General features: G+C 71.4%; 25 protein-coding genes and 1 pseudogene. 13 read left to right on the top strand and 13 right to left on the bottom strand.

Annotation, left to right across the window (positions count from 1 at the left end; genetic code table 11):
- Positions 1 to 150: 150 nt before the first annotated feature.
- Positions 151 to 1,323 (bottom strand): epoxide hydrolase family protein, encoded by a 1,173-nt coding sequence (locus ACFVT2_RS15025; RefSeq protein WP_390017025.1) that lies wholly within the window; start codon positions 1,321 to 1,323, stop codon positions 151 to 153.
- An 82-nt stretch (positions 1,324 to 1,405) separates the two neighbouring features.
- Here ACFVT2_RS15025 and ACFVT2_RS15020 point away from each other — a divergent pair, with 82 nt between their 5' ends.
- Positions 1,406 to 1,981: a CGNR zinc finger domain-containing protein gene (locus ACFVT2_RS15020; RefSeq protein ID WP_390017023.1), complete on the top strand. Its 576-nt coding sequence runs from the start codon at positions 1,406 to 1,408 to the stop codon at positions 1,979 to 1,981.
- Positions 1,982 to 2,143: 162 nt separating this feature from the next.
- On the opposite strand, the gene ACFVT2_RS15015 is transcribed toward ACFVT2_RS15020, so the two are convergent.
- The gene (locus ACFVT2_RS15015; protein WP_390017021.1) at positions 2,144 to 2,827 is read right to left on the bottom strand and encodes a DUF6183 family protein; all 684 of its coding nucleotides are present in this window, start codon (positions 2,825 to 2,827) and stop codon (positions 2,144 to 2,146) included.
- Positions 2,828 to 3,068: 241 nt separating this feature from the next.
- On the opposite strand from ACFVT2_RS15015, the gene ACFVT2_RS15010 reads away from it, so the two are divergent.
- Positions 3,069 to 4,568, top strand: coding sequence for a carboxylesterase/lipase family protein (locus ACFVT2_RS15010; RefSeq protein ID WP_390017019.1), 1,500 nt, complete (start codon positions 3,069 to 3,071; stop codon positions 4,566 to 4,568).
- A gap of 155 nt (positions 4,569 to 4,723) precedes the next feature.
- Positions 4,724 to 5,164 (top strand): tautomerase family protein, encoded by a 441-nt coding sequence (locus ACFVT2_RS15005; protein WP_390017016.1) that lies wholly within the window; start codon positions 4,724 to 4,726, stop codon positions 5,162 to 5,164.
- Between the two features lie 152 nt (positions 5,165 to 5,316).
- Here the strand turns inward: ACFVT2_RS15005 and argF are convergent, their stop codons facing one another.
- Complete coding sequence (gene argF / locus ACFVT2_RS15000) at positions 5,317 to 6,309, bottom strand: ornithine carbamoyltransferase (protein WP_390017013.1); 993 nt, start codon at positions 6,307 to 6,309, stop codon at positions 5,317 to 5,319.
- Positions 6,310 to 6,588: 279 nt separating this feature from the next.
- On the opposite strand from argF, the gene ACFVT2_RS14995 reads away from it, so the two are divergent.
- Positions 6,589 to 7,755 (top strand): glutamate--cysteine ligase, encoded by a 1,167-nt coding sequence (locus ACFVT2_RS14995; RefSeq protein ID WP_390017010.1) that lies wholly within the window; start codon positions 6,589 to 6,591, stop codon positions 7,753 to 7,755.
- A gap of 200 nt (positions 7,756 to 7,955) precedes the next feature.
- Positions 7,956 to 8,789 (top strand): oxidoreductase, encoded by an 834-nt coding sequence (locus ACFVT2_RS14990; protein WP_390017008.1) that lies wholly within the window; start codon positions 7,956 to 7,958, stop codon positions 8,787 to 8,789.
- 133 nt (positions 8,790 to 8,922) lie between these two features.
- Here ACFVT2_RS14990 and ACFVT2_RS14985 read toward each other — a convergent pair whose 3' ends face one another.
- The 3 genes from ACFVT2_RS14985 to ACFVT2_RS14975 are packed head-to-tail and all read right to left on the bottom strand — an operon-like array spanning position 8,923 to position 10,641.
- Positions 8,923 to 9,420 carry a nucleoside deaminase gene (locus ACFVT2_RS14985; protein ID WP_390017005.1) on the bottom strand — a complete coding sequence of 166 codons (498 nt, stop codon included), beginning with the start codon at positions 9,418 to 9,420 and terminating at the stop codon, positions 8,923 to 8,925.
- Positions 9,421 to 9,468: 48 nt separating this feature from the next.
- Positions 9,469 to 9,963, bottom strand: coding sequence for a cyanase (gene cynS, locus ACFVT2_RS14980; protein WP_390017002.1), 495 nt, complete (start codon positions 9,961 to 9,963; stop codon positions 9,469 to 9,471).
- 60 nt (positions 9,964 to 10,023) lie between these two features.
- The gene (locus tag ACFVT2_RS14975; protein WP_390017000.1) at positions 10,024 to 10,641 is read right to left on the bottom strand and encodes a carbonic anhydrase; all 618 of its coding nucleotides are present in this window, start codon (positions 10,639 to 10,641) and stop codon (positions 10,024 to 10,026) included.
- A 139-nt stretch (positions 10,642 to 10,780) separates the two neighbouring features.
- Here ACFVT2_RS14975 and cynR point away from each other — a divergent pair, with 139 nt between their 5' ends.
- Positions 10,781 to 11,686: a transcriptional regulator CynR gene (cynR, locus tag ACFVT2_RS14970; protein ID WP_390016997.1), complete on the top strand. Its 906-nt coding sequence runs from the start codon at positions 10,781 to 10,783 to the stop codon at positions 11,684 to 11,686.
- Positions 11,687 to 11,876: 190 nt separating this feature from the next.
- On the opposite strand, the gene ACFVT2_RS14965 is transcribed toward cynR, so the two are convergent.
- Positions 11,877 to 12,956, bottom strand: coding sequence for an enoyl-CoA hydratase/isomerase family protein (locus ACFVT2_RS14965; protein WP_390016995.1), 1,080 nt, complete (start codon positions 12,954 to 12,956; stop codon positions 11,877 to 11,879).
- Positions 12,953 to 13,108, bottom strand: a complete 156-nt coding sequence (locus tag ACFVT2_RS14960; protein WP_390016992.1) for a hypothetical protein — start codon at positions 13,106 to 13,108, stop codon at positions 12,953 to 12,955. The genes ACFVT2_RS14965 and ACFVT2_RS14960 overlap by 4 nt, the downstream gene beginning before the upstream one ends.
- Positions 13,109 to 13,114: 6 nt before the next feature.
- Between ACFVT2_RS14960 and ACFVT2_RS14955 the strand changes: the two genes are divergently transcribed.
- Positions 13,115 to 13,558: an SRPBCC family protein gene (locus tag ACFVT2_RS14955; protein ID WP_390016990.1), complete on the top strand. Its 444-nt coding sequence runs from the start codon at positions 13,115 to 13,117 to the stop codon at positions 13,556 to 13,558.
- Positions 13,559 to 13,678: 120 nt separating this feature from the next.
- Here the strand turns inward: ACFVT2_RS14955 and ACFVT2_RS14950 are convergent, their stop codons facing one another.
- Complete coding sequence (locus tag ACFVT2_RS14950; RefSeq protein ID WP_390016988.1) at positions 13,679 to 14,482, bottom strand: alpha/beta fold hydrolase; 804 nt, start codon at positions 14,480 to 14,482, stop codon at positions 13,679 to 13,681.
- Between the two features lie 124 nt (positions 14,483 to 14,606).
- Here ACFVT2_RS14950 and ACFVT2_RS14945 point away from each other — a divergent pair, with 124 nt between their 5' ends.
- Complete coding sequence (locus tag ACFVT2_RS14945) at positions 14,607 to 15,398, top strand: GNAT family N-acetyltransferase (RefSeq protein ID WP_390016986.1); 792 nt, start codon at positions 14,607 to 14,609, stop codon at positions 15,396 to 15,398.
- Here ACFVT2_RS14945 and ACFVT2_RS14940 read toward each other — a convergent pair.
- The gene (locus ACFVT2_RS14940) at positions 15,371 to 16,351 is read right to left on the bottom strand and encodes a GlxA family transcriptional regulator (protein WP_390016983.1); all 981 of its coding nucleotides are present in this window, start codon (positions 16,349 to 16,351) and stop codon (positions 15,371 to 15,373) included. The genes ACFVT2_RS14945 and ACFVT2_RS14940 overlap by 28 nt on opposite strands.
- Before the next feature lie 191 nt (positions 16,352 to 16,542).
- On the opposite strand from ACFVT2_RS14940, the gene ACFVT2_RS14935 reads away from it, so the two are divergent.
- The 4 genes from ACFVT2_RS14935 to ACFVT2_RS14920 all read left to right on the top strand — a co-directional run bounded on the left by ACFVT2_RS14935 (position 16,543) and on the right by ACFVT2_RS14920 (position 18,982).
- Positions 16,543 to 17,214: a DJ-1/PfpI family protein gene (locus tag ACFVT2_RS14935; protein WP_390016980.1), complete on the top strand. Its 672-nt coding sequence runs from the start codon at positions 16,543 to 16,545 to the stop codon at positions 17,212 to 17,214.
- A 13-nt stretch (positions 17,215 to 17,227) separates the two neighbouring features.
- A complete protein-coding gene (locus tag ACFVT2_RS14930) occupies positions 17,228 to 17,710 on the top strand; it encodes a DUF2269 family protein (protein ID WP_390016977.1) in 483 nt (160 codons plus the stop codon).
- A 1-nt stretch (position 17,711) separates the two neighbouring features.
- Complete coding sequence (locus tag ACFVT2_RS14925) at positions 17,712 to 17,996, top strand: DUF3817 domain-containing protein (RefSeq protein ID WP_390016975.1); 285 nt, start codon at positions 17,712 to 17,714, stop codon at positions 17,994 to 17,996.
- A gap of 140 nt (positions 17,997 to 18,136) precedes the next feature.
- On the top strand, positions 18,137 to 18,982 hold the full coding sequence (locus ACFVT2_RS14920) for a DsbA family protein (RefSeq protein WP_390016972.1): 846 nt from the start codon (positions 18,137 to 18,139) through the stop codon (positions 18,980 to 18,982).
- Between the two features lie 337 nt (positions 18,983 to 19,319).
- On the opposite strand, the pseudogene ACFVT2_RS14915 reads toward ACFVT2_RS14920, so the two are convergent.
- The 3 genes and pseudogenes from ACFVT2_RS14915 to ACFVT2_RS14905 form a co-directional block, all read right to left on the bottom strand.
- Positions 19,320 to 19,529 (bottom strand): annotated as a pseudogene (locus ACFVT2_RS14915) (ATP-binding cassette domain-containing protein); the annotation flags it as partial.
- 145 nt (positions 19,530 to 19,674) lie between these two features.
- Positions 19,675 to 20,598 (bottom strand): LLM class F420-dependent oxidoreductase, encoded by a 924-nt coding sequence (locus tag ACFVT2_RS14910; RefSeq protein ID WP_390016970.1) that lies wholly within the window; start codon positions 20,596 to 20,598, stop codon positions 19,675 to 19,677.
- A gap of 160 nt (positions 20,599 to 20,758) precedes the next feature.
- Entirely contained in the window at positions 20,759 to 21,550 is a 792-nt protein-coding gene (locus ACFVT2_RS14905) for an SDR family oxidoreductase (RefSeq protein WP_390016967.1), read from the bottom strand.
- A 304-nt stretch (positions 21,551 to 21,854) separates the two neighbouring features.
- On the opposite strand from ACFVT2_RS14905, the gene ACFVT2_RS14900 reads away from it, so the two are divergent.
- On the top strand, positions 21,855 to 22,412 hold the full coding sequence (locus ACFVT2_RS14900) for a DinB family protein (RefSeq protein WP_390016965.1): 558 nt from the start codon (positions 21,855 to 21,857) through the stop codon (positions 22,410 to 22,412).
- Positions 22,413 to 22,435: the final 23 nt, after the last annotated feature.

Genomic DNA, 22,435 nt, shown 5'->3' with positions numbered 1-22,435 from the left:
CATCCGAAAGACCTCGACATACTCCACGCTATCTTCGCCGCGCCCTGTCTGACCACGTTCCGCCGTCTCGATGAACTCGGCCTGGAAGCCGTCGGGCAACGGCTTGAGCCGGATCAGGCGGTGATCGAGTGCCGGGTCGCCGAGCCGCGTTCACCGATTAGCGGCCAGCACTGCCGCGAGGCCCTCTTGCAGGTCTTTGACGAAATACTCGGGAACCTCCAGCGACGGGAAATGTCCCCCGGTTTCGGGCGACCTCCATCGGACGATCTGTCGGTACCGCTGCTGTGCCCAGGGACGCGGACACTTCTCGATGTCGCGGGGATAGATACTGATTGCCGACGGGACGTCGACCCGAAGTTCGGGGTCCAGCGAGTTGTGGCTTTCGTAGTAAATACGGGCCGACGATGCGCCGGTCCGCGTCAGCCAATACAGGGTGACGTCGTCAAGAATGCGGTCTCTGGAAATCGTCTCGAACGGGCTGTCTTCGGTATCTGTCCACTCGGCGAACTTGTCAAGGATCCAGGCAAGAAGCCCGACCGGTGAGTCGACGAGCGAGTAGCCGATGGTCTGCGGTCGGGTCGCCTGCTGCTTCGCGTACGCCGCTCGGTGGCGCCAGAAATCGCGGGTTTCCTCGGTCCACTTGCGCTCGACCGCCGTCAGCCCGTCCGTCGTCAAACCGGGCGGCCCCTCCGCGAACGTTGTGTGGATGCCGAGAACGTGCGCCGGGAACCTGCCACCGAGAACCGTGGTGATATTTCCTCCCCAGTCGCCGCCGTGGGCTACGAACTTGCTGTAGCCGAGCCTTCCCATCAGTTCCACCCATGCGGCCGCGATCTTTTCGGTTCCCCACCCGGTGGTGGCCGGCTTGTCGCTGTAACCAAAGCCCGGTAGCGACGGGACCACGACGTGGAACGCCGGCGCGTCCGCATCTGTCGGATCTGCCAACTCGTCTACTACATCGATGAACTCAGCAATGCTGCCTGGCCAGCCGTGCGTCAAGATCAGAGGAGTGGCATCCGCTCGCGCGGATCGGCGGTGCAGGAAGTGGATTCCCAGATCGTCAATGGTCGTGCGGAACTGGCCGATCCGGTTGAGGCGCTCTTCGAACGACCGCCAGTTGTACCCGGTGCGCCAGTAGTTCACGACATCGACGAGGTCGGCGAGAGGAACGCCCTGTTCCCATCGGCGAGGGTCGGGCGCGGCGCGATGGACCGTCTCGGCCTCCGGTAGTCGCGCCGCGGCCAGTCGCGCGCGCAGATCGTCGAGGTCAGCGTCAGTTGCGTGGGCTTCAAATGCTTGCACGTCGCTGGTTGGACGGGGCATGAGACCTCCTGGCCATCGTGGAACCGGCTAAGGCGGTTCTAGCAGTTCCCCGAGCCACGCTGCAACCCCCTAAGGTGGTTCCATGCGTGCTGAATTCCCTGACTTCCGCCTCGGTACCGTGCTGGCGACCAGCTTCACGGGGACTCTGTCGGAGCGTCATGGTGACCCTGTGGAGCGCATTCCCACGCCGCAGCGACTCGTCGACTGGCTGGCAGTGAACGGCCTCGCCGTGGACTCCTGCACCACTGCCCAGCTCGACCTCGCTCGGGAACTGAGGGAGTCGATTCACGCCGCCGCGACAGCGGCCGCGAGCCAGAACGCCCTCCCTGCATCTGCTGTCCAAGTCATCAATGACTTCAGCACTCAGGGTCGGGCCGCGGCGATCCTGACGCCCGAGGGCAAGCGGCAATGGCGGCTCAGCTCGGCTTCCTGCGTGGAAGATGCCCTCAGCGTGATCGCCGCCGATGCGATCAGCATCATCGCAGGCGAACGAGACGGAAAATTGGCCTTGTGCGCATCACCAACCTGCCAAGCCGCCTTCTTCGACACCAGCCAAAGTCGCACCCGCAAATGGTGTGACATGAACACGTGCGGGAATCGTCAGAAGAAAGCGCGCTTCAATGCCAACCAGCGCAAAAACCCCAGATCAGCAGAGTGATCGCTTACCCCGGTACATCCAAGTGGGCCCCACGCCTGCGACACATCTGTCGCGTCGGGTGCACCCCGACGTTCCCGCAGGATCCAATGCTCACGAATCCGCGAACCCTACAGTCGGCCGCCTCGCCCTCGGGAGGCGCGCCGTGCGCCCCCGCCGCGGGCGTCAGTCGGTGTCGGTCGCGGTGAGCACCGCGAGTCGGCGTCGGTCCGGGGAGAGGCAGGCGATGCCGTAGTCGTAGATCTCGTTGTGGAACCACTCGGCATCGGCCAGGAACTGGAACCACGTGCCGTCCAGGGCGCGTCGTTCGACGTCCGCCGCGCTGCTGCCCCGCGGCGCTCCCGCCAGACCGGCCAATGACCGCCATGCCGCGAGCCGGCCGTAGGCGCCGTGCGCGCCGTCGCTGTACATGCCGCCCATCGACGCGGTGGCGAAGAGCAGGCGCCAGACGGCATCGAGGGGACGCTGCGCGATCTCGAAACGGTCGGTGGGGCCGCGCCCGTCGAAGACCTCCGCGGCGAGGTCCGCGACCCGCTGACCCTCGGCCAGGAGCGAGGCGACGGCGGGCATCCGGAGGCCGGCGTGCGCGGTGGAGGTGCGCTGTTCGTCGAGGAGGTGGAGCAGCTGCGCCACGTTGTCCCGGCCGGGACTGAGCGCGAGGGTACGGAGGACGTGGGCCGGGCTGCGCTCGTACGCCCGGACGCGCTCCACCGCGTCGGCGTGCCGATCGGTCAGCAGCGACCCCAGCTCCCGCAGGTATCCGGCCTCGCCCGGGGCCGTGGGCCGCGCCGTCTTTTCCCAGACGATGTTCCCGAGTTCGTCGTCAACAAGGTCCTGTACGTGGTTCACAGGGGGTCACCCTATGCATCGCGAAGGGCCTTGAGGACGGCGCCCATCGCCGAACTGCCCGACGTCCGGATGCACATGGCGGCCGACGTGGCGGGCGAGGGCGCGGCTGAGTGCGGTGTGCCGCTGCCGGGTCAACGGGCCGATGGACCGACGGGCCGACAACACACCCCCTTTTCCCATACGGTTGACATAATACAGCTGACCGATAACGCTAGGCAGGCCCCCACAGGAAGGACACGGCATGCCTGAACAACCAAGGGTCCGCACCACGGAAGGCGTGGTGTTGGGACGCTGGCGGCAGCGGAATGCGGAGTTCCGCGGCCTTCCCTACGCACCACCACCCGTGGGAACGCTCCGCTTCGCCGCACCCGCCCGCCCTCCGCGCTGGACCGGAGCCCGCCAGGCGACGACGTTCGGCCCCGCGGCACCACAGTCCGGGCCGGCCCGGAACAGCACGACGGCGGACCCGAATTGGCTGACGCTCAACGTCTGTACGCCGGATCCGGGCGCGGCGGGCCTCCCGGTACTGGTGTGGATCCACGGGGGCGCCTACATCGCGGGCGCCGCCAGTGACCCGATGTACGACCCGGCGGCACTCGCCGCGGCGGGCCTCGTCGTGGTCAGCATCAACTACCGGGTGGGCGCGGAGGGTTTCGCGCTCATCGACGGCGCCCCGCCCAACCGTGGGTTCCTCGACCAGATCGCGGCATTGCACTGGGTGCGGCGGAACATCGCCGCTTTCGGCGGCAACCCCGATCACGTCACCGTCGCCGGACAGTCCGCCGGGGCCGGGTCGATCGCCGCACTGCTGACGATGAAGCCGGTGCGCGGCCTGTTCCGACGCGCCATCGCCCACTCCGTACCAGGCACCTACTGCACCCGCGCCCTGGCGGAACAGCTCACCTGCGCGCTCGCGGACCGGCTCGGCACGACACCCACCGCCGCGGCCCTCGCCGACGTCCCTCCCGCCCGCCTGGCCGAGGCGGTCACCGCCCTCGGCACCGAGCTTCCCGGCTACCGCGACAGATGGGGACGGTTCTCCCAGATGGGTGTCGCCATGTACCCGGTCGTGGACGGCCAGGTCCTCGCCACCACACCCTGGACCGCGCTGGCCGACGGCCGCGCCGACGGGATCGAACTGCTCGTCGGCCACACCCGCGAGGAATTCCGGCTGTTCAGCGTCCTGAGCGGGCGGCTGGGCCAACTCACGGAGCAGGACTCCCGAACCGCCCTGGACCTGTTCGCTCCGGCTCCGGGCGGCGCGGCGGCCTACCGCGCCGCCCACCCGCGGGCCACCGCCGCGGAACTGTGGGAAACGGTGTACTCCGACGCCCTGTTCCGGATGCCGTCACTGCACCTGGCCGAGGCGAACGCCACAGCCGGCGGCACCTCGTTCCTGTTCGAGCTGGCACTGGCCGCCCCGGGGCTCGGTGGGGCCCTGGGCGCCTGCCACAGTCTCGATGTCCCGTTGGCGTTCGGCACGCTGGACAGCCCCACCGGCAGTCAACTCCTCGGCGATCCGCCCGCCCCGGAGGCCGTCGCGGTGTCGCGGGAACTCCAGCGGGCATGGGTCCGTTTCGCCACCACCGGCGATCCCGGATGGGCCGCCTACCGCCCCGACCAGCGGCTCACCCGCGTCCTGGACGCCACATCGGCGACCGTGCCCTACCCGGAGCGGTCCTCCCGCCTCATCTGGGAGGGCCGGTACCTCGCCCCGTTCACTCTCGCGCCGGAGCGTTGACTCCGACTCCCTCAACGCTTCACGATTGTACCTACTAGTATGTACGATCATGGTCGAAGCATCCGCCGTCCGTCCGACACCGATGCCACCGCGGCCCCGACCCCGGACCCGGCCCCGACACCGACCTCGACTCCGACCCGCGAGGAGACCCCGGCATGCCCTTCGTTCGCATCGACGCACTGCGAGCCGACGGCGAGCGGCTCGACGCGCTCAGCCGAGCCGTGCACGACGCCCTGATCGAGACGATCGGCATCCCGCCGGAGGACCGGTTCCAGGTCCTGGTCAGCCACGACGGCGTCAACAGCACGCTGCGCCACGGCAATTACTTCGGCGTGCAGCGCGACGACGACATCGTGTACGTCGCGATCACCCTGCGTGCCGGACGCACGCCCGAGCAGAAGCAGGCGCTCTACCGGCGGATCGCCGAACTGGCCCAGGAGTACGCGGGGACCGAACCGCGGAACGTGTTCGTCCTCCTGACCGAGAACGACTCGATCGACTGGTCGCTCGGCAACGGAGTGGCACAGTACGCCGCGCTCTCCGGCACGTCCGATTCCAACGCGGCCGATTCCGGCACGTCCGAGGCGGCGCGCTGAGGGCTCCGGCCGGTGTCACCGCCGGCCGGGGCCCCGTGACGTACGGTCCGGGCCGCATCGCCCCTGGCCATCGGCTACGAGATGGCAGCCGTGGCGGAGGGCGGGCGGCTTGACGCGCGTCGTGCGACGTTCCCCTGCTGCGGGCCCGACGGTCAGGCGATCCGCTGGCGGTTGGTGGTGATGAGGGTGTGGAGTACCGCCTGGGCCGTGGGGAGGCGGTTGGCCGCTTGGTTCCAGACCAGGGACCGGGGGCCGTCGAGCACCTCCGAGGTGATCTCCTCGCCGCGGACGGCGGGGAGGCAGTGCAGGGCCACCGCCTCGCGCGGGGCGTGGGCCAGCAGGGCGTCGTCCACCCGGTAGGAGGCCAGGCGCGCGGCGCGTTCATCGCGTTCGTGGGGCTTGTCCATGGGCACCCACACCTCGGCGTAGACGGCCTGTGCGGTGCGGACGGCGTCGATGGGCTCGGTGGTGAGCGCGACCGAACCACCGGTCTGGGCCATCACTTCACGGGCCTCGCCGAGGATGTCCGGATCGGTCGGGTAGTCGGGCGGACTGGCGATGGTGAGGTGCATCCCGGTCGCCGCACAGGCCGCGAGGAACGAGTTGCAGGTGTTGCTCGTGCCGTCGCCGAGGAAGGCCGCGGTCAGGCCGGCCAGGCTGCCGAAGTGCTCCCGCAGCGCGAGGAGGTCGGCCAGGGACTGGCACGGGTGGTGGGTGTTGGACAGGGCGTTGACGACCGGGATCGTCGCGGCCTCGGCCATCTGCTCGACCGTGGCGTGGTCGAAGGTGCGCACCGTGACGGCGTCGAGGTAGGACGACAGGACGCGGGCGGTGTCGGCGACGGTCTCGCCGTGGCCGAGCTGCGTCTCGTCCCGGTTCAGGACGATGGCCGTCATGCCCAGCCGGTGCGCGGCGGTGGCCAGCGAGACGCGGGTGCGGGTGGACGGCTTCTCGAAGAGGCAGCCGATGGCGCCGCCGCGCAGGTCACGCTCCCAGCCCAGCGGTTCCTGTTTCATCGCCGCCGCCAGGTCCAGTAGCTCGACCAGGGTCTCCGGGTCCAGGTCACTGACCCGGAGCAGATAGCCAGGGACCTTGCCGGTCACCGCCGGACGGCCGTCGTCGGACACGGATATCGGATGGGGCATCGGGGTCTCCGGGTTCGCTCGCACGGTCGGGACACTGCGCCACCAGTGTGAACGGCGGCGGCGGACGGGGCACCCCGACGCCTCCCGGGCGGGTGAACCGCTGTGGCACGGCCTCCGCCGCGGCCCGACGATGGGGCGCAGGAACTCGACGAGGTTCCGGCGGCAGGGGCGGTCCGGCCCCGCGGATGCCCGGTCCTCCCGGCAGACCTGGCCGGCCCGGCCGGACGCGCCCCGCGGGCCGTGGCGTCGGGGCCGGACCGGGCGACGAAGGACACCGGAATGAGCAGTGACGAGCGGATCCCGACCGTGGGCGTGGAGGAGGAGTACTTCCTCGTCGACCCCGAGAGCCGTGAGGTGGTGCCGGCCGGATCCCGGGTCCTGCGGCGCGCGGTGGCGACCCTGGCCGACCAGGTATCCGGCGAGCTGACCGAGTACCAGATCGAGGCCAAGACGCCGCCCTGCGCCGACCTCGACGATCTGCGCCGCCACCTGGACCGGATGCGGACCGCGGTGGCCGAGGCGGCCGCCGCGGAGGGGCTGCGCATGGCGGCCACCGGGACGCCCGTGCTGAGCGCGGCCGGCCCGGCGCCGCTCCGCGACGACCCCGCGTACGGTCCCGGACTCGCCGCGTACCGGGCCCTCAACGAGACCCACACGCACTGCGCCCTGCACGCCCACGTCGAGGTCCCCGACCTCGACCACGCCGTCCTCGTCTGCAACCACCTGCGGCCGTGGTTGCCGGTCCTGGTCGCGTTGTCGGCGAACTCCCCGTTCCGGGACGGCCGCGACACCGGGTACGCGAGCTGGCGCACCGCCGCCGGAGGCCAGTGGCCGGTCGCCGGCCCGCCGCCGTACTTCCGCTCCGCCGACCACTACAAGCAGCTGTGCGCGTCCCTGGAGGACGCCGGCGCCGTCGTCGGCGACCACACGCTGCTGTGGGACGTCCGGCCGTCCGCGCACCTGCCCACCGTGGAGATCCGCGCCATGGACGTGCCCGTGGGCGTCGAGGAGACGGCGGTGCTCGCCGTCCTGGTCCGCGCCGTGGTCGTCCAGGCCCTGGAGCGGGTGCGGCGTGGCGACCCGGGCCCGGACCTGTGCCCGGCTCTGCTGCGTGCGGCGTACTGGCGCGCGGCGCGCGACGGCTGTACCGACCACGCCCTCGACCTGCACAGCGGCCGGCCCGTCCCGGCCGGTCATCTGCTGCGGGATCTCTTCGCGTACGCCCGGCCGGCCCTTGAGGAGGCCGGGGAACTGGCCGCGGTCACCGCGGCCGTGACCCGGCTCGCCGGTGGGGCGGGCGACGACGGTGGTGGGGCGCATGCGGGTGGCGGGGGTGGTGCGCAACGGCAGCGGGCCGCGTTCGCGCGCCGGGGCGACGCCCGGGACGTCGTCGACGAACTGATCCGGCACACCGCACCGGCGCACGCCCTGCACGCGGCCCACTGAAGCTCCCGCCCCCGACCAACGCGTCCCACCCCGCCACGGCCGCCTTCCCACCCGTAGCCCGGCGGCACCCGGTGTCGGCTGGTGCGGTCCCGCCGGCGCGCGGTGATAACCATCGGCTATCACCACAACTCTTGGACGGATAACGGGCCGGCGCGGCAGGCTTGTTCCACAAGAGCCCAGGCGAGCGAGGGAGCACAGGGATGAGCAGGGTATGGCTGGTGACCGGGGCGAGCAGCGGTTTCGGGCGGGCGATCGTGGAGGCCGCGGTCGCCGCCGGTGACCTCGTGGTGGCCGCGGCCCGGCGCACCTCGGCACTGGACGATCTCGTCGCGGCGCACCCGGGGCAGGTGGAGGCGCAGCCCCTGGACGTCAGCGATGTCGCCGCCGTCGGGACCGCGGTACACGAGATCGTCGAGCGGCACGGCCGGATCGACGTGCTGGTCAACAACGCCGGCCGGGGCATCGTCGGGGCGGTCGAGGAGACCACCGACCAGGAGCTGCGCGAGGTGATGGACCTCCACCTGTTCGGGCCGGCTGCGCTGACCCGGGCGGTGCTGCCGCACATGCGCCACCGCCGGTCGGGGGCGATCGTGCAGATGACAAGCATGGGTGGCCGGTTCGCGTTCGCCGGTGTCTCCGCCTACTGCGCGTCGAAATTCGCCTTGGAGGGGCTGTCGGAGGCCCTCGCGGCCGAGGTGGCGCCGCTGGGGATCAAGGTGCTGATCGTCGAACCGGGTGCGTTCCGGACCGGGTTCGCGGGCGCCGGCGCCCTCCAGCTGTCCGCGGCCCTGCCTGCTTACGAGGAGACGGTCGGCCCGGTCCGGGCGTCGCTCTCGGAGAGTGACGGCAAGCAGCCCGGCGATCCGGCCAGGGCCGCCGCCGCCCTCCTCACCGCCCTCGACGCCGAGCACCCCCCGCTGCGGCTGCCGCTGGGCAACGACGCCGCCGATGCGCTCTCCGCCCATCTCGACGACTCCCGTGCGGAGTTCGCGACGTGGGAGAAGCTGATCCGGTCCACGGACTTCGACGCGTAGCAGTGCGGTGCGGTGCGGTCGGCCTGTGCGGGGAGTGCTGCGGCGCACGGCCCGACGCCCGGCGGCTCCGGTGCGCGGAGGAGCGCACCTGCTGCCGGGCGCCGGGCGGGCGGAGCCGGGGGGCGGAACGGCCCTACTGGCCGGGCACCGCGGTTGCCTGGCGCTCGCCGCCGTTGTTCTCCTGCCACAAGCGGTAGACGTCCACTGCCGCGTCGCTCGGTGCGTAGCGCATCGGCAGCCGGCGCTGGTCCCAGTCCTTGGCGAACTCGTCGTAGAAGGTGGCGAGTTCGAAGTACTTGCGGTCGTCCACGTAGTGCGGCTCGTAGGCGTCGCGTGTGGTGAGGAATACGACCTCGTCCGGGGAGCAGTAGTACAGCGCGCCCAGGCACATCGGGCAGGGGTGGGCGAGGACGTAGATGGTGGTGCCGACCAGGTGCTCGGTGCCCAGCTTCGTGCACGCCTCGCGGATGGCGAGGACTTCGGCGTGCGCGGTGGGGTCGTTGGTCTGGGCGACCTTGTTGGGGCTTTCGGCCAGGATCTTGCCGTCCTTGACGATGACGGTGGCGAAGGGGCGGCCGCCCTCGATGACGTTCTGGCGGGCGAGGTCGACGGTGCGTTGGGCGAAGTCCATGGGGTGGGGCTTCCTTACGGGTGGGGGCGGGTGGGTCGCTGGCCGGGGTCAGAAGGGCTTGGTCGGGAGGTACTTGCCGTCCAGGGTGATGACGGCGCGTTCGCCGCCCTCGGGGTCGGCGACCTTCTTCACGTCCAGCTTGAAGTTGATCGCGGAGATGATGCCGTCACCGAACTGCTCGTGGACCAGGGCCTTGAGGGTCGTGCCGTAGACCTGGAGCATCTCGTAGAAGCGGTAGATGGTCGGGTCGGTGGGTATGCCACCGGGGATCGAACCGCGGGTGGGGATGGTCTGCAGCAGCATCACCGCGTCCTCGTCGAGGCCCAGCAGTTCGGCGACGGCCTGGGCGGACCGGGCCGGCAGGGCGTGCTGGCCGAGGACGGCGGCGGTGACGAACGCGACCGACAGTTCGGCGGCGTCGGCGATCTGCTGCCAGGTGAGGTTCTTGCGCGTCTTGGCCTCGACCGCGGCATTTGCGAGGGCCTGGCGGGCGGCGGGGTGAAGCTGGGCGTGGGGCGTGGTGGGGGTCGTGGCGTCCGTCATGGGAGAGGTTTCCTTTCGGAGGAGAGGAAGAGAGGGGGGAGAGAAGGTGGGGTATCAGGGTCAGGCGGCGCGGGGTGCGTCGCCCGGGGGCGCCTCGCGTGGTGCTTCGGTTCGTTCCACGGCGCCGGTCGCGATGTCGTAGACCCAGCCGTGCAGGCGGACCGCGTTCTCGGTGCGGGCGCGGGCGACCGAGGGGTGGGTGACCAGGTTGGCCAGCTGCGCGCGGACGTTCTGCCGTATCAGGTCGGCGACACCCCCGGCGTCCCCGGCGGCCGTGGCGCGGGCCCGGGAGGCGTCCGCGTGGTGCAACCAGTGGGCTGTCGCGGGAGTGCCGGAGAGGTCATGGCCCTCCGCAAGGGCGGTCATCGCCCCGCACGCCGAGTGTCCGCACACCACGACGTCCGTGACCCCGAGTACGGCGACGGCGTACTCGATGCTGGCCGTCACCCCGTCGCCGGACCGGCGGTCGTAGGCGGGGACGAGGTTGCCGGCGGTGCGGACGACGAACAGTTCGCCCGGCTCGCACGACGTGATCAGTTCCGGGACGACACGGGCGTCGGAGCAGCCGATGAAGAGCGTGTGCGGCTGGTGGTGGCTGGCCAGGTGGTCGAACAGTTCGGCCTTGGCCGGGTGGACGTCGCGTTGGAAACGCGCGACGCGCTCGGCGAGGTCAGGCATGGTCGCTCCCTTCGGTCGGTGCCGGCCGGTCCGGATTGGCTGGCGAGATCCACCATGCATGACCTGGCGCTATAGAGTCCAAGAGCTACTGGCCATGTCTCCTATAGATCACATCTATGGGTGCTTCTATACTGGTGACATGGCCCTGGAACTGCGTCATCTGCGCTATCTGCTCGCCGTGGCGGAGCACGGCAGCTTCACCCGTGCCGCCGAGGACCTGCACATCTCCCAGCCGACCCTCTCCCAACAGATCAAGCAGTTGGAGCGGACCGTGGGAGTGCAGCTGCTGGACCGCACCGGCCGCACGGTGCGCCTCACCGACGCCGGCGAGGCGTACACCCGGCACGCCCGGCACGCCCTGCGCGACCTGGCCGCCGCCGAGCGGGCCGTCCATGACGTGCAGGACCTCTCCCGCGGCCATCTGCGCCTGGGACTCACCCCGACGTTCACCGCCTACCTCGTCGGTCCGCTCACCGCCGAACTCCACGCGCGGCACCCCGGTGTCACCTTGGCGGTCCGGGAGATGCCGCAGGACCGCATCGAGACGGCCCTGCTGGACGACGAGCTGGATCTCGGCATCGCGTTCGCGGGCCCCCACCTGGCCGGGATCGAGGCGGCCGCCCTGTTCACCGAGACCCTGAGCCTGGTGACCGCCGCCCCCGCTCCCGGCGCCGGCCAGCCGGAGTCACTACCGGTGACCGCGGTCACGGACCGCCAACTCGCCCTGCTCAGCGGCGACTTCGCGACCCGTACGCACATCGACGCCTACTTCGCCCGGCACCAGGTCAGCCCGCGCATCGCGGTGGAGGCCAACTCCATCCAGGCGCTCACCGAGATCGTCCGGCGCACGTCACTCGCGACCGTGCTCCCCGACGCCATCACGCACGACCACCCCCACCTGACCCCCCTCCCCCTCTCTCCCGCCCTCCCCACCCGGACCGTCACCCTGCTCCGCCGCACCGACGCCTACCGGAGCGCCGCGGTGCGCGCCTTCACCCGTCTCGCCCGGGAGCTCGTGCGCAGTCGTGGTTACGCGCCGGCCTGACGCGCGGCCGGTCGCAGCACCTCCTGCCCGCCAGGAAGCTGGACGAGGAGTTCGGGTTCTGCCCTGCGGGCCGTTCGCGGATTGCCGGACCGACCCCAACAGTGCGTTCAGGACGCGCACGCTGTAGCCCTCGTGCCCCGGGCGGTGCCCGGGGCGGACGGTTGGTGGCGTCGTCAGCGGTCCCGTCCGGTCAGCCGCCGGTGGTCACCGGTCCGGTCTCGGGGCCGGTGGCGAGCCGGAGTTCGCGGTCGCCGAGCGGCGCGAAGAAGCGGGCGACGTCCGCGTCTGTCACCTCGGCGAGGGTGGCCGGGGACCACCGCGGGGTGCGGTTCTTGTCGATCACCTGGGCCCGGATGCCCTCGACCAGGTCGGGAGCGGACAGGGCCGCGCAGGAGACGCGGTACTCCTGGTCCAGGACGCGTTCCAGGGAGCCCAGTCGGCGGGCCCGGCGCAGTGCGGCCAGGGTGACCTTGAGCGAGGTCGGCGACCTGGTGAACAGGGTTTCCGCGGCTTCCTTGGCCGCCTGCTCGTCGTCGACCGGCAGCCGTTCGAGGATCTCCTCGACGGTGTCGGCGGCGTAGCAGGTGTCGATCCACGACCGCCGCGCGGCGAGTTCGCCCAGCGGCGCCTGCTCGACGTACCGGCCGACAGCCTCGTGCGCGGGGACGTGGGCGAGGTCCGCGAGCAGCCGGGGCAGGGACGCGGCGGGCACGAAACGGTCGGCGAGGCCGCACAACAGGGCATCGCCGGCACCGACCTGAGTGCCGGTCAGTGCCAGGTGGGTGCCGAGTTCGCCGGGTGCCTGGGCGAGGAGGTGGGTGCCACCGACGTCCGGGACGAAGCCGATACCGGTCTCGGGCATCGCGATCCGGGACCGTTCGGTGACGATGCGGACGCTGCCGTGTCCGGACACCCCCACCCCGCCGCCCATGACGATGCCGTCCATCACGGCGACGTACGGCTTGGGGTAGTGCGCGATCCGCGCGTTGAGCCGGTACTCGTCGCGCCAGAAGGCGGCCGAGGCGGACCCGCCGCCGGTGCGGACGTCGTCGTGGATGGCGCGGATGTCGCCGCCCGCGCACAGGCCGCGCTCCCCCGCGCCGGTGAGCACGACGGTCTCGACGGCCGGGTCGGACTCCCAGGCGGTGAGCGCCTGGTCTATCCGGCGCACCATGGCGTGGGTGAGGGCGTTGAGTACCCGGGGGCGGTTGAGGGTGAGGTAGGCGGCCCGGCCCTCGGTCCGCAGCAGTACGGTGTCGTCGGCGGTCACCGGGACACCTCCGTGATGCTGGCGGTGGTGGCGGTGGTGATGGTGCGCATGGTGGTGTCGGTTCCTTCCGGGAGCGGGGCACGGGTCTCTCGGACGATGTCCTCCGTGCCCTCGGCGTTGCGGGATCCGGCGCTGCGCCGGCTGTTTAGCATGGGCCGGTGGCCGAGTTCCGGATCGAACGTACAACGCCCCTCTCCCCCGACGTCGCGTGGCAACGGCTGACGGACTGGGAAGCCCACGCCGCGTACGTGCCGTTCACCACGCTCACCGTGACGACACCACCGCCCACCCGGGTGGGGACCACGTTCGTCGCCCGTACCGGCCTCGGCCCGCTCGGGTTCGACGACGTGATGCACGTCGTGCGGTGGGAACCGCCGGACGCCGCCGGCCCGGTGGCGGCGGGCCGGTGCCGGCTGGCGAAGCGGGGGCGGATCGTGTCCGGCTGGGCCGAGATCGAGGTGGGTCCCTGGGCCGGGGGTTGTCGCGTCGTCTGGCGCGGCGAGGTGCGCCCGCGCGGGATTCCCAGTGTCTTCCGCCCGGTGGTGGCCCGGTCGGCGCGGTGGTTGTACGGCCGCGTCCTGGACGGCCTGCTCGGCCCGTAGCCCGTACCTTTCGGCTCATAGCCCGTGTCTGTCGGCCCGTAGCCCGTGTGTGTCAGCGCTCGGCCGGTGCATCGCACCGCACCGCCGGGGTCGACCGTGCGGACCGACCGCCACCGCCCCTCACAGCGCAGTGAGGAACTCCCTTACGGCCGCGGCGAATCCGGCCGGATCGTCGTCGTGCAGCCAGTGGCCGCACCCGGGGAACTCCCGGAGGGTGGTGGCCGGTCGTCGCTCCGCCATCTCCCGTGCCATCGACGTCGGCAGGACGAAACTGTCCAGGCCGTGCAGCAGCAGCGTCGGACAGTTGGTGGCCAGCCAGTCGGGCCACCAGTCACCGATCAGTGCTTCCTGTGACCGCACCATGTCCTCGTGGTCGAAGAGGAATCCCCAGCCGTCGGGGCGTTCGACGGCGCTCTCCAGGAAGTAGCTCGCGTCCGGGATCCCGCGGGCCTCCACCTGGCGGCGCAGCTCGCCCAGTGTCGGTGCGCGGCGCGGCCAGTCCCGGACGTCCAGGACCGGATGGGCCACCTCGGGCCGACGGTTGAGTGCGCCGGCCTCCTCGATGATCAGCGCCCGGGCCAGTTCCGGATGGCGCGCGGCCAACCGGAAGGCCACGACCCCGCCCATCGAATGGCCGAGCAGCACCAGCGGCCCCAGCCCCCTCGCCCGCACGAAGGCGGCGGCGTCGGCCACGTAGGCGTCCGGGGACATGTCGTCGTCGTGTGCGCTGAGCCCGTGGCCGCGCTGCTCCAGTGCGATCACCCGGAACTCCGGTGCCAGGGCGGCGGCCAGTCCGGCGAACGCCCGGGCCCGGCCGAAGTGCCCGTGCAGCGCCAACACCGGCAACCCCGGCCCCCCGGAATCCGCGTAGGCCAGTCGCCGGCCCCGCACCGTCACGGTCTCCACGGTCATGGTCGAAGTCATGGTGGTGCCTCTCCGAGTCTGATCTGACGAGGGGTGGTGGACGACGATAATCGCGGCGCCTAACGGGCCCGCCCCACCGACCGGGCCCGGAAAACCAGTTGCCACCGCCCGTACTGTCGTGGGCGTGACGGACATCGACGGCTTGCTCGCGGCCTACGACGAGCAGATGCGGGGCGTACCGCCGACCCCTCCCCACGGGGTCCGCTACGAACAGGACGGTCCGGTACTGCGGGTCGTCGGCCAGTTCCGCGGCTTCGTGAGCACCCCGTCGGACGTCGGCGTGCGCGGTGCCGAACTGGACCGGCTGATCGCCCGCCAGCGTGACTACTTCGCCGCCCGCGGCGAGGCGGTGGAGTGGAAGACCCGCGGGCACGACCGGCCGGCGGACCTCACCGACCGGCTGCGTGCCGCGGGCTTCGTCCCCGAGGAGCCGGAGACGGTGCTCATCGGCCGGGCGGACGAGCGGGCCGCGGCTCCGGTCCTGCCGGACGGCGTCGTCCTGCGGCAGGTGACCGCGGACGCCGACATGCACCGCATCGCCGCCATGGAGTCGGCGGTCTGGGGGCAGGACTGGAGCTGGCTCGGCGAGGACCTGGTCAGCCGGGTCGCGGCGGACCCGGACGGGATCGCCGTCATGGTGGCCGAGGCCGGCGACGAGGTGGTCTGCGCGGCGTGGTTGGTGTTCCGCGAGGGCACCGAGTTCGCCGGTCTGTGGGGTGGCTCGACGGTCCCCGCCTGGCGCGGCCGGGGCATCTACCGTGCGCTGGTCGCCGCCCGCGCCCAACTCGCCGCGGCCCGCGGCGTGCGGTTCCTCCAGGTCGACGCCTCCGCGGACAGCGCCCCCGTCCTGCGGCGGCTGGGCTTCCGCGCCGTCACCACCACCACGCCCTACGTCTGGTCGCCGCCCCGGCCCTGACGTGCGGCGGACCGGCCCTGGAAGGCGGTGCGGTAGGCATGCGGGGTGGTGCCGACCACCCGGCGGAACCGTTCGCGGAAGGCGGTCGGCGAGCCGAAGCCGGCCTGGTGGGCGATGCGTTCGACCGGGTGGTCGGTGTTCTCCAGGAGGTACTGGGCCCGGCGGACCCGGGCCCGGAGCACCCACTGCACCGGGGTGGTACCGGTCTGTTCGCGGAAGCGCCGGCTGAAGGTCCGCTCGCTCATGCCGGCGCGGTGCGCCATGTCCTTGAGGGTGATTTCGTGGGCGAGGTTGTCCTCGATCCAGTCCAGTACGGGCTGGAGCGTGGAGCCCTGCGGCACCGGCGGATGTTCGTGGACGATGAACTGCGCCTGGCCGCCCTCCCGTTCCAGTGGCATGACGGACATCCGTGCCGCGTCCGCGGCGACCGCCGAGCCGAGGTCGCGGCGGATCATGTGCAGACACAGGTCCATGCTCGCCGCGGCGCCGGCCGAGGTGAGGATCTGGCCGTTGTCTACGTAGAGCACGTCGGGCTGGACGTCGATGCGCGGGTAGCGGCGGGCGAGTTCGGCCGCCGCCACCCAGTGGGTGGTGGCGCGCAGACCGTCCAGCAGCCCTGCTTCGGCCAGGACGAAGGCGCCGACGCAGACCGAGGCGATCCGGGTCCCGGCGGCCGCCGCGGCGCGGAGTGCGCGCAGTGCCTCCGGGGGCGGTGCGGGGGCCCGCTCCGCGCAGCCGGGCACGATGACGGTGTCGGCCTCTGCCAGTGTTTCCAGTCCCCGTTCGACGTGCAGGGCGAAGCCGTCGGTCCGCACCTGTGGGGTGGGGGCGCAGATCCGCGTCCGGTAGGGACGGCGCCCGTCGGGCAGCCGGGTGCGGCCGAAGATCTCCAGGGGGGCCGCCAGATCGAACGGCACCACGTGGTCGAGGGCGAGGATGGCCACCGTGTGCATGGCCACACGATAGACGGGTTCCCGCCAGCCACCAGAGTGCGAGGTGGACGGCTCCCGTGCTGCTGGATGCCCATGTGGGAGCGCTGGCGGGAATCCGTTGACAGTTGTCATTCCAGCCGCTGTGCGGGCTCGGTCGATCTTCCTAGCGTGGGTCGGGCACTGGTGATCACGACCGGAGAAGAGGCACCGCCATGCTCGCCCAGTTCGTTCTGTTCGACGGGTTCGATCCGTTGGACGTCGTCGCGCCCTACGAGGTACTGCACTGCGCCGGTGAACTCACCGCCGGCGCCGTCCGTACCGAACTGGTCAGTGCCGAGGGGCCGCGGGAGGTCCCCAGCGGGCTGGCGGACGTGTCCTTGCGGGCCACCGCGGCGCTGGACCCGGAGCGCGCCGACCTCGTCGTCCTGCCCGGCGCGGTGGGCGATCTGCGCGATCCGGCGGAGCTGACCGAGGCGGAGCGGGCGAGGACGATCCCGGCGATCCTGCGCCGTGCCCTCGACACCGCTCTGCCGCGTCTGGTCGGTGCCGCGCTGGCCCGGCCCGAGACGCTGGTGGCGACGGTCTGCGGCGGATCCCTGATCGTGGCGATGGCCGGACTCGCCCAGGGACGCCCGGTCACCACCCACCCCCTCGGCCGGAAGCTCCTGGACGGCACCGGCGCCCAGCACGTCGACGCCCGGGTCGTCGACGACGGTGACCTGCTCACCAGCGGCGGGGTCACCTCGGGCCTGGACCTCGCGCTGCACCTCGTCGAGCGGGAGATCGGCCCCCGGGTGGCGTACGCCGTCGAACGGGTCCTGGTGTACGAGCGCCGCGGGGTCGTGTGGTCGGCCACCGGTGCCGTTCCCGCCCTCGCCCTGTGACGGCGGCCGCCCGATGACGAAGATCCTGCTCTCGCTGCACGTGCTGGCCGCCATCATCGCGGTCGGCCCGGTCACCGTGGCCGCCAGCATGTTCCCGCCCGCCGTCCGCCGTGCCGGGGCGCGGGGCAACGGGGCGGCCGACCGGCCGGAGGCGGTGGGCACCGTACGGCTGCTGCACCGCATCTGCCGGGTGTACGCCGGGGTCGGCCTGGCCGTGCCGGTCCTCGGCTTCGCCACCGCCTCCGCCATGGGAGTCCTCGGCGACGGCTGGCTGCTCACCTCCATCGCGCTGACCGCGGCCGCCGCCGGCGTCCTGGCCGTCCTCGTACTGCCGCGGCAGGACGCGCTGCTGGCCGCCCTCGACGAGGACGCACCGGCCGCCCCGGACCGTGCCGGAATCCCTCAACTGGCCATGTTCACCGGCCTGTTCAACCTCCTCTGGGCGGCCGTGACCATCCTCATGATCGTCCGCCCCGGTTCGTCCACAGGAGCCTGACGTGCCCGATCCGCACCCCCGCCGCCCACTGCGCAGCGCCGCCACCGTCGAGCTGGTCTCGCTGATCGTTCTGCTGACCAACCTCGCGACGGTCCACCTGCCGGCCGTCGCCTCGCTCGCCGGCCCCCTCCACGGCTGCGCGTACCTCTTCACCATCGGAGCGGTCGCCCGCGATCCGCAACGCACCGGCCGGTCGGTTATCCTCGCGTGTCTCCCCGGCATCGGCGGCCTGCTCGCCCTGCACAGACTCACGCACACCGGTCCGCTCACCGTCCGAGCTTCCTGACCGGGGTGCGGCACCTCCGGCCGTCCCGACTGGAGCGGCGTGCGGGCCCCGCGCCCGGGGCAGCCGGCGGATGCTGCCACACTGTGCGTGCCGCAGCTGTGCCCGCTCCCCGCGGTAGCGGCTGAGGACGGCGCGGTTCGATGACCGGCGCCGTCGGCAAGCACATCGAACTGCCTGGTGAAAGGGTGCGCATGGTGGCCTCCGCAGGGAAGACGAACAACGGCGACGAGACGAGAAAGACCTCCGGCGGCAAGTGGCGCACCTACGCAGTGACCGCCGTCGGCCTCGCCGTGGTCTGCGGGGCAGCCGTCATGGTCGGCCAGTTCTCGCGGGCCAGTGAGGCGACCGCGTTCGAGGCGCCCTCCGGCGCCGTGGGCACCTCGGACGCCACGAAACTGGCCCTGCCGGTCAAGCCGACCGTGCCGGTCACGCTGACGGTGTACGAGGACCCGCGGAGTCCCCGGTCCCGCGACTTCGCCCAGCAGTACGCCGCCACGTTCTCGCAGCTCCTCGCGTCCGGCCAGGCCCAGATCGAGTACCGCCTGGTCACCCAGAGCGATCAGACGTACGGGGGGACCGGTGCGAAGGAAGCCGCCGCCGCGGCCGCCTGCGCCCAGGACCAGGGCCGCTTCCCCGAGTTCATGGACGAGCTCTGGAAGCGCCAGCCGGCTCCGCAGACCGACGGCCTCAAGGACCCCAAGCTCCTCAAGGCGATCGCGAAGAAGGCCGGGAAGATCCAGCACGACACGTTCGACCTGTGCCTGGACCGCAACCAGCGCCAGGGGTGGGTGAAGAAGTCGCAGGAGGACTACGCCGCCTCGGGCCTGGGGCCGGTCCCCGTCGTCCAGATCAACGGACAGACCCTCGCGGACCCGGCGAAGCAGCTGACGCCGAGCAAGCTGGCCGCCCTGGTGGCCAAGGAGGCGCGTCAGGTGGCGGCCGCCGCCCCGGCCAGCCCCGCACCCACGGCCACGCCCACGCCGTGAGGTGAGGGAAGCGGGATCCCGGGCCCCGGCCGCCAGCGCGGCCCGGGGCCCGAATCGATCCCGATCCGCACCAATTGACCGCGATGGATCCAGATAGGTCCATATAGGTCCATATAGGTCCATATAGGTCCGGATGAGTCCGGATCTGTCAGCAGACAGGCAACCAGGTCCCGACATTCCTCGCTCCACAGGTCCTCGTCCGCGTCTGAGTCCGTGTCCGGCAGAAGCTGCACGCCTTCGGGGCGCAGGGCATCGAGGGCGCCCTCGTCGTGGGTGACCATTACGATCGCGCCTGGATAGGAATCGACCTCGGACAGGACCTCGTAGCGGGAGTCGAGTCCTGGGCGAGGCGAACGACCGGGCCGGTGCGGGTGACGCTCCCGGCGGCGGGCTTGGCCCGGCCGGCGAGGGTGGTCGTCAGGGTGGTCTTGCCCACTCCGTTACGGCCGGCCAGGCCGATCCGGTCGCCGGGAGGGATGGCGAATGACACATCGGGCAGCAGCAGGCGGGCGCCGGCACGCAGCTCGACATCACGAATGGCGATGATGGGTTAACGCTCCGAAAAAGCACGACGACGCACTTCTGGTGGGGAAGCGGGTCCTCGGCCAGGAAATTCGGGACGTAGACATGCGCACACCGAAACGGCCGGCCGCCGGCCGGCGCATCCGCATTTCTCCGGACGGGGTGCCTGGTCAGCCCGCCAGCTCGCCCAGGAGTGCCCAGGTGCGGCGTCGGTCGGCGGCGCCGGCGACCTCCGTCCCGGCGAACACCACCTCGGTTGCCCCGGCGTCGCGGTAGCGCCGCACCTCGGCGGCGACCTTCTTCTCGTCACCGATCACGGCGACGTCGGCGGCCCGCCGGCCGCCGGACAGCCCGATCACCCGCGCGTAGGAGGGGATCTGCTCGTAGAACGCCAGATTCTCGGTGACCGTGGCCCGCACGGCGTCGACCTCGTCGGTGACCACGCCGTGGACGAGTGCCACGATCCGGGGTGCGGGGCGCCCGGCGGCCTCGGCTGCCGCGGTGACGGCCGGGACGATGTGTTCGGCGAGGGCGCGGGGTCCGGCGAGGTAGGGCAGGATCCCGTCGGCCAGCTCGCCGCTGACCCGCAGTGCCTGCGGTCCCATGGCGGCGACCAGCAGCGGGACGCCGGGCTCCGCACCGGGCACCCGGGCGGGGATCGGTGTGGTTGCGGTGAGCAGTTCGCCGTGGAAGTCGGCACTGCCGGTTTCGTTCAACTGCCGTATTGCGGTGAGGAATTCACGCAGTCGGGCGATGGGCCGCTCGAAGGGGATGCCGAAGCCCGCCTCGGTCAGGAGTTTGGTGCCCAGGGCGAGCCCGAGGTGGTAGCGGCCGTGCGTGGCCGCCTGCGCGGTCTGGGCCTGACTGGAGACGTGCAGCGGATGCCGCCCGAAGACCGGGATGGCGGACGTACCGACCTGTAGTCCCGGTACTTCGCGGCCGACGATCGCGGCGAGCTGGGGCGAGTCCGCGCCGAAGGTCTGGCCGAACCAGGCGGAGCTCAGTCCGGCGGCCGCGGCCTCCTTGGCGAGCTCCACGCTCGCGTCGATCTGATTCGTGGGGTCGATCGGATTGAGGGCAGCTCCAACAGTCATGTCCCTTCAGAACAGGCCGGGTTGACGCTTGATTCCCGGTCTTGTGTGGCGACTTGATGTCGAGTGCGTGTCATGGGGGCCGGGTGGTCAGGGACGGGCCCCGCCGCCCACGCTCACCCCGATACCGGTCGTCGGCTTGCTCCTGCACTTTCGACTGCTTTCACAACCTGACGCCGCCGGTGGCGTCGATCACCTTGCCGGTGACCCACCGTGCGTCGTGCGAGGCGAGGAACGCGACGACATCGGCCACGTCGTCCGGCTGGCCGACCCGGCCCAACGCGGCCCGTGACGCGGCGTCTGCCTCTGCGACCGGGTTGCCGCGCAGCCACTCGGCGTTCACGTCGGTGTCGATGATCCCCGGCGCCACCGCGTTGGCGGTGATGCCTCGGGGGCCCAGCTCCTTGGCCAGATTGAGGGTGAAGTTGTCCAGCGCACCCTTGGTGGCGCCGTAGGCGATGGCCTCGGGCATGGCCAGACGACCGGCGCCGCTGGAGACGTTGATGATCCGGCCGCCGTCACGCAGACGCTTGAGCCCCTCCCGTACGACGAAGAACGGGGCGCGGACGTTGACCGCGAAGACCTTGTCGAAGTCGTCCTCGGTCAGTGCGGGAAGGGCCGCCACCATCGCGATGCCCACGTTGTTGACGATGATGTCGACCGCCGGCTGCGGCCCCGTCCCGGGGGCGCATCCCGTGATCTGCTCGTCGAAGGCCGACCACAGGTCGGCGGCGTCGCCCCGGTGGCCGAGCGGCGCATGCAGCGCGACCGCGCGACCACCGTCCTTGCGGATCGTTGCGACCACCTCGTCCGCCGCAGCCGCGTCGCGGGCGTAGGTCAGGGCGACCACGGCTCCGTCGCGGCCGAGTCGTTCGGCAATGGCGCGCCCGATCCCCCGGCTGCCACCGGTGACCAGAGCGATCTTTTCGTCGAGCGGACGGGGGTTGTGGGTCATGGCAGGTGAGTCCCTCTCGTGTGGTGCGGGCGCTGGTGCCCGCACTGGTGATCGGGACGCTAGACCCTCACACGGATGTCAGAGTCAAACTGCCGCACGCCGGCGGAGGGGCCGGACGGCGACCGACGGCGGTATGGATACCGAGACTTGGTCCTCGCCTCGCTCGACTCCGCCTTCCGGGAACTTGGGGAGCTAGGCGAGTTAGGGGAGCTAAGAGTTCCAGGGCATCTAGGACCGAATCTGACCTAGATGGTCTTTAGCGTGGTCCTGACCGACGGAACGGGAACACCGAAAGGCGGAGACCATGACCGACAACGACGTGACCACCCGCGATCTGGCCGCGAATCCGGCCGTCACCGATGAGCGCGCCGAATGGCTTGAGAGCCTGGCCAAGCACCGGCACTTCCTGCGCTTCACCACCCGTGACCTCACCGACGAACAGGCCGGACTGCGGCCCACCGCCAGCGAGTTGTGCCTGGGCGGCCTGATCAAGCACGTCGCCTCGGCCGAGCGGCACTGGGTGGACTTCATCCTGAACGGCCCCTCGGCGCTGCCGGACTTCACGGCGATGACCGAGTCCGACTGGGCCCGTCGGGCAGACGAGTTCCGGCTACTGCCGGGTGAGACGCTGGCCGGCGTATTGGCCGAGTACGCGGAAGTGGCCCGCCGGACCGACGATGTGGTCGCTACTCTGCCCGACCTGGGCCGCACGTGGCCACTGCCCAAGGCCCCTTGGTTCGAGGCCGACGCGCAGTGGTCGGCCCGCCGGGTGTTGATGCACATCGTCACCGAGACCGCTCAGCACGCCGGCCACGCCGACATCATCCGTGAGTCCCTGGACGGCGCCAAAAGCATGGGCTAGGTCCTGCCGTCACGCTCCCGTCG

The organism is Streptomyces sp. NPDC058000 (assembly GCF_042886435.1).
Taxonomy (GTDB): Bacteria; Actinomycetota; Actinomycetes; order Streptomycetales; family Streptomycetaceae; genus Streptomyces.
The sequence above is the reverse complement of the archived record's forward strand: the minus strand, read 5'-3'. Positions and strand labels throughout refer to the sequence as shown.